Annotated in this window: 10 protein-coding genes and 1 pseudogene; 4 read left to right on the top strand and 7 right to left on the bottom strand. The window is 62.2% G+C overall.

Annotation, left to right across the window (positions count from 1 at the left end):
• Nucleotides 1-2: 2 nt before the first annotated feature.
• From KI237_RS26355 to KI237_RS26380, 6 genes and pseudogenes are all read right to left on the bottom strand, one after another.
• Nucleotides 3-800, bottom strand: a complete 798-nt coding sequence (locus KI237_RS26355) for a DUF4123 domain-containing protein (RefSeq protein ID WP_212797691.1) — start codon at nt 798-800, stop codon at nt 3-5.
• Nucleotides 797-2104, bottom strand: a complete 1308-nt coding sequence (locus KI237_RS26360) for a type VI secretion system Vgr family protein (RefSeq protein WP_212797692.1) — start codon at nt 2102-2104, stop codon at nt 797-799. Before KI237_RS26360 ends, KI237_RS26355 begins: the two co-directional genes overlap by 4 nt.
• A gap of 292 nt (nt 2105-2396) precedes the next feature.
• Nucleotides 2397-4309, bottom strand: a pseudogene (speA, locus tag KI237_RS26365) (arginine decarboxylase).
• 211 nt (nt 4310-4520) lie between these two features.
• Complete coding sequence (locus KI237_RS26370; RefSeq protein ID WP_058543875.1) at nt 4521-4892, bottom strand: translation initiation factor Sui1; 372 nt, start codon at nt 4890-4892, stop codon at nt 4521-4523.
• Nucleotides 4893-5060: 168 nt separating this feature from the next.
• Nucleotides 5061-5618 (bottom strand): NUDIX hydrolase, encoded by a 558-nt coding sequence (locus KI237_RS26375; RefSeq protein WP_024617882.1) that lies wholly within the window; start codon nt 5616-5618, stop codon nt 5061-5063.
• A gap of 3 nt (nt 5619-5621) precedes the next feature.
• A complete protein-coding gene (locus KI237_RS26380; protein ID WP_003197431.1) occupies nt 5622-6689 on the bottom strand; it encodes a DUF2333 family protein in 1068 nt (355 codons plus the stop codon).
• Nucleotides 6690-6973: 284 nt separating this feature from the next.
• Here KI237_RS26380 and KI237_RS26385 point away from each other — a divergent pair, with 284 nt between their 5' ends.
• Together KI237_RS26385 and KI237_RS26390 are read left to right on the top strand one after the other, a co-directional pair.
• Nucleotides 6974-8635, top strand: coding sequence for a GGDEF domain-containing response regulator (locus KI237_RS26385; protein ID WP_212797693.1), 1662 nt, complete (start codon nt 6974-6976; stop codon nt 8633-8635).
• A 52-nt stretch (nt 8636-8687) separates the two neighbouring features.
• Nucleotides 8688-10634 carry a methyl-accepting chemotaxis protein gene (locus KI237_RS26390; protein WP_212797694.1) on the top strand — a complete coding sequence of 649 codons (1947 nt, stop codon included), beginning with the start codon at nt 8688-8690 and terminating at the stop codon, nt 10632-10634.
• Nucleotides 10635-11094: 460 nt separating this feature from the next.
• Here the strand turns inward: KI237_RS26390 and KI237_RS26395 are convergent, their stop codons facing one another.
• A complete protein-coding gene (locus KI237_RS26395; protein WP_212797695.1) occupies nt 11095-11247 on the bottom strand; it encodes a hypothetical protein in 153 nt (50 codons plus the stop codon).
• Nucleotides 11248-11309: 62 nt separating this feature from the next.
• Between KI237_RS26395 and aroQ the strand changes: the two genes are divergently transcribed.
• Nucleotides 11310-11762 (top strand): type II 3-dehydroquinate dehydratase, encoded by a 453-nt coding sequence (gene aroQ / locus KI237_RS26400; RefSeq protein ID WP_109752257.1) that lies wholly within the window; start codon nt 11310-11312, stop codon nt 11760-11762.
• Nucleotides 11763-11810: 48 nt separating this feature from the next.
• On the top strand, nt 11811-12275 hold the full coding sequence (gene accB, locus KI237_RS26405; protein ID WP_212797696.1) for an acetyl-CoA carboxylase biotin carboxyl carrier protein: 465 nt from the start codon (nt 11811-11813) through the stop codon (nt 12273-12275).

Genomic DNA, 12275 nt, shown 5'->3' on the forward strand with positions numbered 1-12275 from the left:
GTTCAATCCTGGCTGCCCTGCCAGCGCCTGCGCAGATGCTCGAACCGCTCGCGCTGCGAATCACCCACCAGGCCTGGCACTGGCCGGGCATCGGGGTATTGCAGGCGCAGCCACAGCCAGTCATCGAGCACCGCCCGCTCGGTAAACCCCAGCGTCAGTCCCTGCTGCAAATCTTCCCAGAGGAGACGGTAATCACGCCCGGTGGCACGGGACCATTGCCAGGCGTGACGTTCCAGCAGGCATCGTTGCAACTGGTCCTGCTGTCGGTCGCTGAGGCCGTGCTCTTTCTCCAGCGCCGCCACCGGCAGCCCCGGGTTGGACAGTTGTTGCCAACCCTGGCTGCCGATCGCCCGGTCGGCCCAGGTGCCACCAAACCAGCGCAACAGGCTGATCGGGCCCAGCCAGCAACTGAGCTCTTGAGGGTCGCAACCGTCGAAGAAATAGCTGGCGATGTGCGGGTTGTAGTAGCTCAACAAAGCTTTGTGGTGCAGGCCTAGCGTCACCGTTAGCATGCGCCGCAGATGCGCCAGCAATTGCCCGGCGGGCGATGGGCTGACCAACAGCAGCCCCGGCCAGGAACGTGGGTCCAGGTGACAGAGGCTGACCAGCGCAGGCGAGTGGCGCAGCTCCACCAGCAGCGGACCGTGCTCTCGCAGCCCATGCAGCTCGGTACCTTCAAACAGGGCAAAGCAACGCACCTTGGCGAACTGCGCGTGCACAAGCTGCGCAGCAGCAGGCGCACTCGGTACGTCGAGCAACAGCCATTGCGGAGCTGATCCGGGCAGGGCAGCGGCACTCATCGGGCAACGCCCGCGCCGCGCCCCACGAGCGCACGGCAGGTGCATAGCGGTTGGGCGCAGGGGCTGAAAGGCCCGCCTTCGGGCAACAAGCACAACAAGACCAGCGGCTCGGCATCCCGGATTGCAGCCAACAGGAGCGGATCGGCAACGGATGGCCCATGTGTTTCGCCTGTGGATGACTCCTCCACAACCTCGACTGGGGCAGGCGCATTCAGAAAGGCACTGATCATTGGCCGATCCGGATCGCCTTCGATAAAGCTCACCAGCACCTCGGTGCCGTCACTCAAGGCACCCGCCACGCCCTTGGCCAGTTCGGGCGCCAAGGGCAGCCAGCAATGACTGGGGCTGGAACCTTCGCCCTGGTAGAGCCAGTCGAACTGCACCGCCACGCGCCCCGCTCCCAGCTCCGACGGCTCGTCCACCGTCACGACCCAGCCACGTTGCCGGCTCACCATGCGCGGTTTTGCCGGGACCTCGTCCGGCATGAACAGCACGCCCCGGGGAATGGCCTTGAAATGATTGCCGTACACCCCCGCCTGTGCGCGATGCTCGACCTTCGTCAGCAGCCAGCGCCGGTTCCAATCGGCAAACGGATGGGCCGTCAGCGTCAGCACCTGACCACCGTGCAGGCTCATCAAGTCGCTGCGCCCCTGGGCGACCTGCTCCCCCGACACATCGGCTTGCACACTGAAGGACCGCACCGCGGCAACCGGGTCGTCGTCCGCGTAGACCGCCTTACCGGCAGCGGGAAAACTGTGCGGATTATCAGCGAACACCAGGCAATGCTCGTCCCGGGTGTGTTCGAAATGAAAGTGGATACCCGCCTGGGCGCATACGCGTTGAAGGAACTGCAAGTCCGATTCCCAATACTGGGTACAGAAGTCCTGCGGTGGATAATCACCACTTAAGTCCAGGCACAGGCTGCGACCACTGATGCCATGGGCCTTGAGCACCTGGCGAATGATCTGCGGCACCGAGCGGGCGCTGAAGACCCGCTGGCTGAAGCGCTGCGCCAGACAGGCCAGCTTCGGCCCGATGCGCACCCGGCAGCCGGCGCCATGATGGTGTTGGACCCATTCATGAAGCTGCCCATGAATGCCCCGGCCTGGGGCCCCGAAACTCAACCAGACGCTGCGGTACAGCAGGCTCGCCAAATCCAGGTTCGCATCGGGCAACAACAGCTGCGCTTCATAGACGAAGGGCTCGCTGATCGCTTCGCTACCCGTGAAGGCCACGACGTCAACAGGCTCGGGCAGACCGGCTATCTCCAGACGAAAGGCTGGCTCGCTGGCTGGATCGGACATCGGCGTTTCTCTACAGGAGGGGCGGTCGGGGATTCTCGCCGAGAGCCATGGCCGAGTAGAGGGGCCAAGTACAAGTTAGGAAAGGGACTACACGAAATAAGGACATCGCCGGTTAAACGCACCGGAGGGAGAAAATAGCCGTGGCGTAAACAAAAACGCCCTCCGGAACTATCCGAAAAAACCCGCAACATGCGGTGTCTTTTCTGACAGCTCCGGAGGGCGGTGCCGATCAGTTAAAAGGGTGAGCCTCGCCACAAAAGAAATCCTGTGCTGGGCGAGCGCTCACTTCCCATCAAGAGGACAGATAGGACGAACGCGTCAGCCCCAGGCGCAAGGCATCGAGGAACTGGGTACGTTCGGCGGCGCTGATGCGGGCGCTGGCACACTTGTCGCGGTAGTGAGTCATCAACTCCTCCGGCGACAGGTGCACGTAGCGCAGCATGTCCTCGATGGTGTCGTGGGTTTCGATACCGGCGTGGTACACGCTGCCATCGGCGTTCTGGTAGATGTTCACCGAGTCGGTGTCACCGAACAGGTTGTGCATGTCACCGAGGATTTCCTGGTAGGCGCCCACCAGGAAGATGCCCAGCAGATAGTCTTCATCGGGTTTGAGCGCGTGAACCGGCAGGCTGGTCTCGATGCTCTGCTCGTCGACGTACTGCTTGATCTTGCCGTCGGAGTCGCAGGTCAGGTCTTGCAGCACGGCGCGGCGCAGCGGCTCTTCGTCCAGGCGATGCAGCGGCAGGATCGGCAACACCTGGCCGATGGCCCAGGTATCCGGCAGGCTCTGGAACACCGAGAAGTTGCAGATGTATTTGTCGGCCAACTTGTCGTTGAGCTCATCCAGCACCTGGCGGTGCGAGCGCTGGCGCGCCTTCAACGAGTTGTGCAGGCGACGGCAGACGGCGAAGTAGCACTGCTCGGCCAAGGCTTTTTCGGCCAGGGTCAACTTGCCGTCGGCATATTGGGTCGCCACGTCGCTCATGTAGTGGGTGGCGCGCCAGTAAGTCTCGGTGACCATCTCGATATCGGTCGGGCCCAGCAGGTCGACCAGCCATTGCACGGTTTCCGGCAGCTCCTGCTTGTTGTCGATCACCGGCACGTCGTCGTTGTGTTTCTCGACGTCGGTCACCTGTACTACCAGCATGGCGTGGTGAGCGGTCAGCGAGCGGCCGCTTTCGGAAAAGATGTTCGGATGCGGCAGGCTCTGGGCATCGCAGAACTCCTTGAGCATGCCGACCACGACACCGGCGTAATCGTCCATGTCGTAGTTGATCGAACTGGCATTGCGCGAGTGCGTGCCGTCGTAGTCCACGCCCAGGCCACCGCCGACGTCAATGTGATCCACCGGCAGGCCAAGGTTGCGCAGCTCACCGTAGTAACGGATCGCTTCCTTGAAGCCGTGCTGGTAGTCCGCCAGGTTGGCGATCTGCGAGCCCATGTGAAAGTGCAGCAGGCGAATGCCCTGGTCCAGGCCAGCCTCGCGGAAGCGCTCGACCACCGACAGCAGTTGCGCGGCCGACAAGCCGAACTTGGACTTCTCGCCACCGGTATCGGCCCACTTGCTCGACGCCAGGGACGACAGGCGCACGCGCAAACCGACCTGTGGCTTGACCTTGAGCGTTGCGGCCTCTTCGATCACCAGACCGACTTCGGACTCTTTCTCGATGACGATGAAGACGTTGTGACCGAGCTTCTGGCCCATCAGCGCCAGACGGATGAACTCGCGGTCCTTGTAGCCGTTGCAGACGATCGTCCCGCCCTTCGGTGCCAGGGCCAGGACCGCCAGCAGCTCCGGCTTGGAACCGGCTTCCAGGCCGATGGAGACGTTCTGGGTGGCGATGATGTTCTCGATCACCGCTTCCTGCTGGTTGACCTTGATCGGATAGAGCGCGGTGTACTTGCTCTGGTATTCCAGGCGCGCGATGTTGCTGTCGAAGGCGCCGGTGAGCTGGCGCACACGGTCTTGCAAGATATCGGGGAAGCGCACTAGCAAGGGCAGCGACAGGCCGCTCTGGCGCAACTGGTCGACTTGCTCGAACAGGTCGATGGGCGAGCTGTCGGGACCGTTCGGACGGACTTCGACGCGACCGGCTTCATTGATCGCGAAATACCCGGCCCCCAATGGCGAATCCCGTAAACACTGCGGCTGTCCGCAACTGTCCATTGGCTGCCATCGTCTTTGCGTGTGCGTCGTACGGACATCGAAGTCCCCTATAAAGAAGTCAAAATGCACCATCCGGTCGGAGGCTGGGGCAGTCTAGAGAGTGAAAATGACGAATTGCCTGTTAGCAAGGTAGACCCTGCTCCCAGCGATGAGTTTAGAAACCCGTTCTTAACAGGCTCTGTGAAAACCATGCGGGCGACCTCGAACGTGGGGTTCGGGTCAAGCCGAGGGTGGTTTTCACAGAGGCTGCTAGCCGCCGGATTTCTTTGCCTTGAAGCCGTGCTTGACCAGTTCCGCCAGCAGCAGCTCGACGTGATCGCCCTGGATCTCGATGATGCCGTCTTTCAACGCACCACCGGTGCCACAACGTTTCTTCAACGTGGTGGCCAGCTCCTTGAGCGCGTCTTCGGCCAACGGCACGCCGGTGATCGTGGTCACCGTCTTGCCGCCGCGACCTTTGCTTTCACGGCGCACGCGCGCAATGCCGTCACCTTCAGGGATGGCGGTCTGTTTGCAGATGCAGGCATCCACCGGCTGACGGCAATCAGGACAATGACGACCGGCGTCGGTAGAAAATACCAGGCCGCCCAGGGCGGCGAAGGATGCGGCTTTTTTGGCCACCGGCAATCCTCTTGGGAGGACAAAGACTGGTCGAGGGGGAACATGCCTCGACCGCGAAACCCCACTCAGGCAGGGGCAGCGCTACTGGACCGCAGACACGGTTCAGCTTGAAAAGTCGCGCAGTGTAACGGCAAAAAGCCGACTTGCTAAGGGCCAATCAGCGCCAATTTACAGCTTCTTTGCGACGCTGCCGCCATGGACCCGCAAATAGCGTTCAAGCGCCGCCAGAGAGTCCGGGCAGTAAGGCTTGCGCTGGATTTCATCGAGCACCTGCTCAAGGGGCAGGAAACGCGCTTCGAGGACTTCTTCAGGCTGCAGGACCAGAGGGCCGTCCCACACCGCCGAGAACGCCGAGCACCACAGGCGACTGCCAGGGTCTTCGAAATAAAAATGGTCGTGGGCGGTCAGTTCCACGCCGCTCACGCCCAGCTCTTCCGCCAGCTCACGGGCAGCCGATTCGGCATAGGTCTCATCGGCCTGCACCATGCCGCCCGCCGCCACGTCCCAGAAACCGGGGTAAATGGCCTTGCTCAGGGTACGCCGATGAACACACAGCTCACCGGACGAATTGAACAGCATGATGTAGGTGCCGCGGCCGATCAGGCCACGCTCACGCAGCTCTGAACGCACCAGGCTGCCGAGCAGGTTGTCGTGCTCATCGACCCACGCAATCAGCTCGGCATCCGAGGCCACTCGATGAGCGACCTCCCGGGGGCTTTCGCTCATGAATCAACCCTGGTTCAGCAGTTGCCGCAAGTCGATGACCGCTGCGTTGGCTCGGGAAATGTAGTTGGCCATGACCAGCGAGTGGTTCGCCAATACACCGAAGCCGCTGCCGTTGAGGATCATCGGGCTCCAGACCGGTTCCTGGGACGCTTCCAGCTCACGAATGATCTGCCGCACGCTGACCGTGGCGTTCTTTTTCGCCAGGACATCGGCGAAATCCACTTCGATGGCGCGCAGCAGGTGGGACAACGCCCACGCCTGGCCACGGGCCTCATAGAACACGTTATCGATTTGCAGCCACGGAGTCTCGACCACCTCTTCGTCCACCTGTGGCACCTGGCCCGGGGCCGGAACTTCGGTTTTCAGCGAGGTGTTGAGCTTGACCCGGCCAACGCTGGCTGACAGGCGCTGGGACAACGAACCCAGGCGAGTGCCGACATCCCCCAGCCAGTTGTTCAGGTTGTCGGCGCGGGCGTAGAACAGTGCGCTTTTCTGGCTCGGGTCGGACAGGCGCGCCTGATAGCGGCTCAGGGAATTGATACCTTCCTGGTACTCGGACTCGCTGGAGGGCAGCACCCAACTGCGGTTGTCGAAGTTGAAGCGCGGCTCGGCCTTGGCCAGGTCGGCGTCCTCGGCGGACTGCGACTGGGAACGGGCGAAGTCCTTGCGCAGGGCACGGCTCAGGTCGCGGACCTGCACCAGCACGCCGTATTCCCAGCTCGGCATGTTGTCCATCCACAGGCCAGGCGGGAAGCGGTCGTTGGAGATGTAGCCACCCGGCTTGCTCAGCAGGGTCCCGGCCACCGTCTTGAGCGTTTCGACCGTGGTGTAGCCCACCACCATCTGCCGGCCATCTTTCTCGGCCGCGGCCTGGGCGTTCTGCTGCACAGGGAACAGCGCGGGTTCCTGGCTCCAATACCAGCCGACGGCAATGGTCACCAGCAGGTAAAGGCCGATCAGCGTCGCCAGTGCGCGGCTGAAAAAAAGCCCACCCAGGTAGCTGCGGGTGTCCGATTTCGGCTCGGCGGCACGTTCAGGCGCGCTGCCCGCGCGGTTTTTCCAGTCCAGCATGGTGATATCCCTTCAATCACTTGAGTTCTCGGTTCGACCACAACCCTACGCCATCGTGCCTGATTTGAAACGCGATAATGCGGCGCCAATCATGCCGGGTGCGACAGGGCAATCGAACAGCACTATAAAGGAAGCGTTGCCATCGGCCTATGAGACTGGCCAGTCACAAACTGAATTTCGCGACTGGACAGAATATTGACGTATGACACTCATGCAAACGAAAAGAGGTGCTAGCATAGAGCCACCAGTCGATCTCAGCATGCACCCTAACTAGTAGTCAGGATATGACCGAGCCAGAAGACCCCAGCCGTGAGCGCCTCAAGCACCACTTTGCCCAGCGGGTAATTCACCAGGCTCGTCAGATCCTGGAGATTTGGCAGCGCCTGCAACGCAGCGAGTGGTCAAGCACCGACCTGTCGGAACTCAGCGAAGCCAACCTGCGCCTGCTGCGCTTTGCCGAGCGCTTCGAACAGCCCGAGCACTCCCAATTGGCCCAAGGCATCAGCCAATCGCTGCAAGCGGTGGACGCCAATCGCGGGCGCCTGAGCAGCCACCTGATCACCGAAATCAACCGTTTGATGCAGCGCTTGTCTCGTACCGGCCTGCGCCATGGCGACCAACTTGAACAAACCTTCCTGCCGCCGCTGCGCAAACCCATCTACGTGTTGCTGCAGGACCATGACCGCGCCGAGCGCCTGGCCAAGCAGTTGGAGTTCTTCGGCCTCAGCGCCCAGGCGCTGGACAGTGTCGCGGCGTTCCGCGCCTCGATGGTCGAGCGCCTGCCGGCGGCGATTGTCATGGATGTGGATTTCAGCGGCCCCGGCGCTGGCCTGAAACTGGCCGCCGAAGCCCAGGAAGGCCTGGAGCAACCGCTGCCGCTGTTGTTCTTCAGCCTGCTGGAAACCGACACGCCGACACGCCTGGCCGCGGTGCGCGCCGGTGGACAGGAATTTCTCACCGGCACCCTCGAAGCCTCGAGCCTGCTGGAAAAGATCGAAGTGCTGACCTGCGTCGCCCAGTACGATCCGTACAAAGTGCTGATCATCGATGACTCCCGTGCCCAGGCCATGCATACCGAACGCCTGCTCAACAGCGCCGGCATCATCACCCGCACGCTGATCGAGCCGATTCAGGCCATGGCCGAGCTGGCGGACTTCCAGCCCGACCTGATCATCCTCGACATGTACATGCCGGCCTGCACCGGCACGGAACTGGCCAAGGTCATTCGCCACAACGACCGCTACGTCAGTGTGCCGATCATTTACCTGTCCGCCGAAGACGACCTGGACAAGCAACTCGACGCCATGAGCGAAGGTGGCGACGACTTCCTGACCAAGCCGATCAAGCCCCGGCACCTGATCACCACGGTGCGCAACCGTGCCGCCCGGGCCCGCAATCTCAAGGCGCGGATGGTGCGCGACAGCCTCACCGGGCTGTACAACCACACGCACATCCTGCAACTGCTCGAAGACTGCAGCTTCCGCGCCCGCCGCGAAGGCAAGCCGCTGAGTTTCGCCATGCTCGACATCGACCATTTCAAACGGGTCAATGACAGCCATGGCCACCCCATGGGCGACCGGGTGATCAAGAGCCTGGCGCTGTTTCTCAAGCAGCGCCTGCGCAAGACCGACTTCATCGGCCGCTACGGCGGTGAAGAGTTCGCCATCGTCATGCCCGATACCGATATCGATGCGGCCTGCAAGGTGCTGGATGAAATTCGCCAGCGCTTTGCCGAAATCCACTACCCGGCCCAGCCCCATGATTTGTGGTGCACCTTCAGCGCCGGCGTGGTGGAGATGAGCGATGACTTCGACAGCCTGATGATGGCGAGCCAGGCGGACGAGGCGCTGTATCGCGCCAAGCATGCCGGGCGCAATCGCGTGCAGGCAGCCAGGCAAAGTGCCACTTTTTCATCGGAATCCACCGATTCGGTCATAAACCTGTAACCCAAACGCAATAACTTCAGGCACTTACGATTCTGCCCTGGGTAGACCCCTGATGCGCCTGAAGTTGCTGACCAATCTCAACACCCTTCTTTTAGTCGCCGTATGCCTGGGCCTCGGGGCCACGTTGTGGTGGTCGCAGATCGCCTTGGAGCGCCCCTATCTGCTGATGGAACGCTACCTGGGTCTGTCGCGGCAGTTTCAGGCCGAGGTGGCCCGCAACATCGAGCAATACCTGAACAGCGGCGATGCCCTGCGCCTGAGCGCCGCGACCCAGGCCCTGGAAACCTTGCGAAAGGAACTCGATGAGTTCCCGCCGGAGCTGGCCAGGACCCTGCGCCCGAGCCTGTCCAACCTCGACAGTTTCAGCAAGACCGACCTGCTGGGCGCCGGCAAACTGGCCGGTGATCCTCAGGCCCTGCTGCTCCAGGCCGAACGTGAGTTGAGTGCCAGCCTCGACCAGCTTGCCCAATACGCCCAGGGCGCCCCGGCCTACTTGCCACCGCTGTTCGCCGCTTCGCAGCACTTGGGCCGGCTTTCACTCACCCGAGACAAACTGGTCAGCAGCGGCCGCAGCGAAATGGCCGCCGACGTCGAGCGGGAGCTGCAGAACATCCGCACCCAGGCCGCCCAACTCGATGGCCTGCCGCTGCTCGGCGTGACGGCCAGCAGTGAAGCCGCCGGCGATGATTTCGCCGCGCTGATGGGCCTGCAAACCCAGGAAAAAACCGCCGCCGAAGATGCCGGCATCGCCCTCAAGCGCGAACTCAACAGCCTGCTCGGCCGCTACCCCTCCGAACTGGGACGCACCCGCGAGCTGATCCAGAAGCGCAGCGAACTGAGCAGCGCCACGCACTTGAAAATTACCGATGTACAACAGGCGATCGATGCCATGGAGCCTGCGGTTCGTGCTCAACATGGGCAGATCCAGGGTGAGGTGCGGATGATCCAGGGGGTGATGATCGGCCTGATCCTGCTGATCGCGCTGCTCATCGACACTTTGCAACGCCGCCTCGCCCGGACCTTGACCCACCTGGCGCCAGCCTTGTCGACCTGGGCGGAGGGCGATTTCAGCCGCGACATCCATGTGGGCGCCAGCAACCGCGAGTTGCAGGACATCGAAGCGTCGCTCAATCGGCTGCGGGCTTATCTGGTGGATCTGGTGGGCACCATTCGCGTCAACGCCGAGCAGGTTGCCGGCAGCAGCCGAGCCCTGGCCGAGTTAAGCGGCGAGTTGCACGGCGGTGCCGAGGACCAGGCCGGCGACACGGCGCTGATCCGCGACTCCCTGAGCGAACTGGAAGCGACGATCCAGCAAGTGGCCGGCGATGCCAGCCAGGCCGCCGACGCCAGTCGCAGCGCCGGGCAGGCGGTGGAGCAAGGGCAGAAAGTCATCGGCCTGAGCCTCACCGGCCTGCACGCACTGGTGGGGGAAGTGCAAGGCAACGCGCAGATGATCGAACAACTGGCCGAGGAATCGGCCACCATTGGCGGCGTATTGACGGTGATTCGCTCAATCGCCGACCAGACCAACCTGCTGGCCCTCAACGCCGCCATCGAAGCGGCCCGCGCCGGGGAGATGGGCCGGGGCTTTGCGGTGGTGGCCGAGGAAGTCCGCTCCCTGGCCCAACGCACGACCGGTGCCACCGCCGAAATCCAGACACTGATCGCCCGCCTGCAACTGGCCGCGCGCCAATCGGTGGATGGCATGCGCGCCCAGGTCGAACACGCCGAAGCCACCGCCAACCAGGCCCAAGCGGCCGACGGTGCGCTGGATGAAATCGTCGGCGCCATCCAGACCATCGCCGACACCGCCGTGCGCATCGCCGACGTCACCGCCCAACAGAGCGGCGCCGTCAGCGAAATCCGCGACCACAGCGAACGAATCCACCAACTGGGCGGCGACAACCTGCTGCGCATCGGCCAAGGCCGGGAACAGGGTGACAACCTGCTGGTACTGGGCGGGCGGCTGCACACGGCGGTGCAGGCATTCCGGGTGTAATCGACAGCGATCCCGACCCCATTTCCCTGTGGGAGAGAGCTTGCTCGCGATGGCGGTGCATCAGTTTGCATCAATGTTGGATGTGTCGCCGTCATCGCGAGCAAGCTCGCTCCCACATTGATTCGGGGGGACTCGGGAACTGATGTTCACCGCGAATCTCCTGTGGGAGGGAGCTTGCTCGCGAAAGCGCCGGGTCAGCTTGCACCGGTGTTGAATGTACCGCCGTCATCGCGAGCAGGCTCGCTCCCACATTGATTCGGGGGACTCGGGAACTGATGTTCACCGCGAATCTCCTGTGGGAGCGAGCTTGCTCGCGAAAGCGCCGGGTCAGCTTGCACCGGTGTTGAATGTACCGCCGTCATCGCGAGCAGGCTCGCTGCCACATTGATTCGGGGGACTCGGGAACTGATGTTCACCGCGAATCTCCTGTGGGAGCGAGCCTGCTCGCGATGGCGGTGCATCAGCGTGCATCAATGTTGGATGTGTCGCCGCCGTCGCGAGCAAGCTCCCACGAGTTCATTTCCGTCGGGATGACCGGATCACGGGCCAGGGTCACAAATTTCGCGCAAACATCGGTCATCGTGCTGGCTATTGCAGAGAACTGGACAGTCATAAAGGCTTTGCGGCATAGTCGCCAGGTTCTGATACCTGCTCACAGATAACAAGGAACAGCAGATGGCGACCCTATTGGTCCTGCATGGACCCAACCTGAACCTGCTGGGCACCCGTGAACCGGGCGTCTACGGGGCCGTGACCCTGGCGCAGATCAACCAGGACCTGGAGCAGCGGGCCCGCAACGCCGGCCATCATTTGCTCTATCTGCAAAGCAACGCCGAATATGAATTGATCGACCGTATCCATGCCGCCCGTGGCGAAGGCGTGGATTTCATTTTGATCAATCCAGCAGCTTTTACACACACAAGTGTCGCATTACGTGACGCGCTGCTGGCGGTGAGCATCCCATTCATCGAAGTGCATTTATCCAACGTGCACAAACGCGAACCTTTCCGCCATCACTCCTACTTCTCCGATGTAGCGGTGGGAGTGATCTGCGGCCTTGGCGCCAGCGGTTACCGACTGGCTCTGGAGGCCGCCCTAGAGCAGCTTGAAAGACCGGCAACGGCTTGAACAACAAGCGTTAAACGCCCCTGACCGACCCTTGGGAGTTGATGATTCATGGATATCCGTAAAGTTAAGAAATTGATCGAATTGCTGGAAGAGTCCGGCATCGACGAGCTTGAGATCAAGGAAGGCGAAGAGTCCGTACGCATCAGCCGCCACAGCAAGACCCCTGCCCAGCAGTTCTATGCACCGGCACCGATGCAGGCTCCAGCCGCCGCGCCTGCTCCAGCAGCAGCCCCGGTTGCCGCCGCAGCGCCAGCCGCACCGGCGGCACCAGTGCTCAACGGCACTGTCGCTCGTTCGCCAATGGTGGGCACGTTCTATCGCAAGTCTTCGCCATCCTCGCCGTCCTTCGTTGAAGTCGGCCAGACCGTGAAGAAAGGCGACACCCTGTGCATCGTCGAAGCCATGAAGATGATGAACCACATCGAAGCTGAAACCAGCGGTGTGATCGAGTCCATCCTCGTCGAAGACGGCCAGCCGGTTGAGTACGACCAACCGCTGTTCACCATCGTTTGA

Source organism: Pseudomonas sp. St316 (assembly GCF_018325905.1).
In the GTDB taxonomy this organism is placed as follows: domain Bacteria; phylum Pseudomonadota; class Gammaproteobacteria; order Pseudomonadales; family Pseudomonadaceae; genus Aquipseudomonas.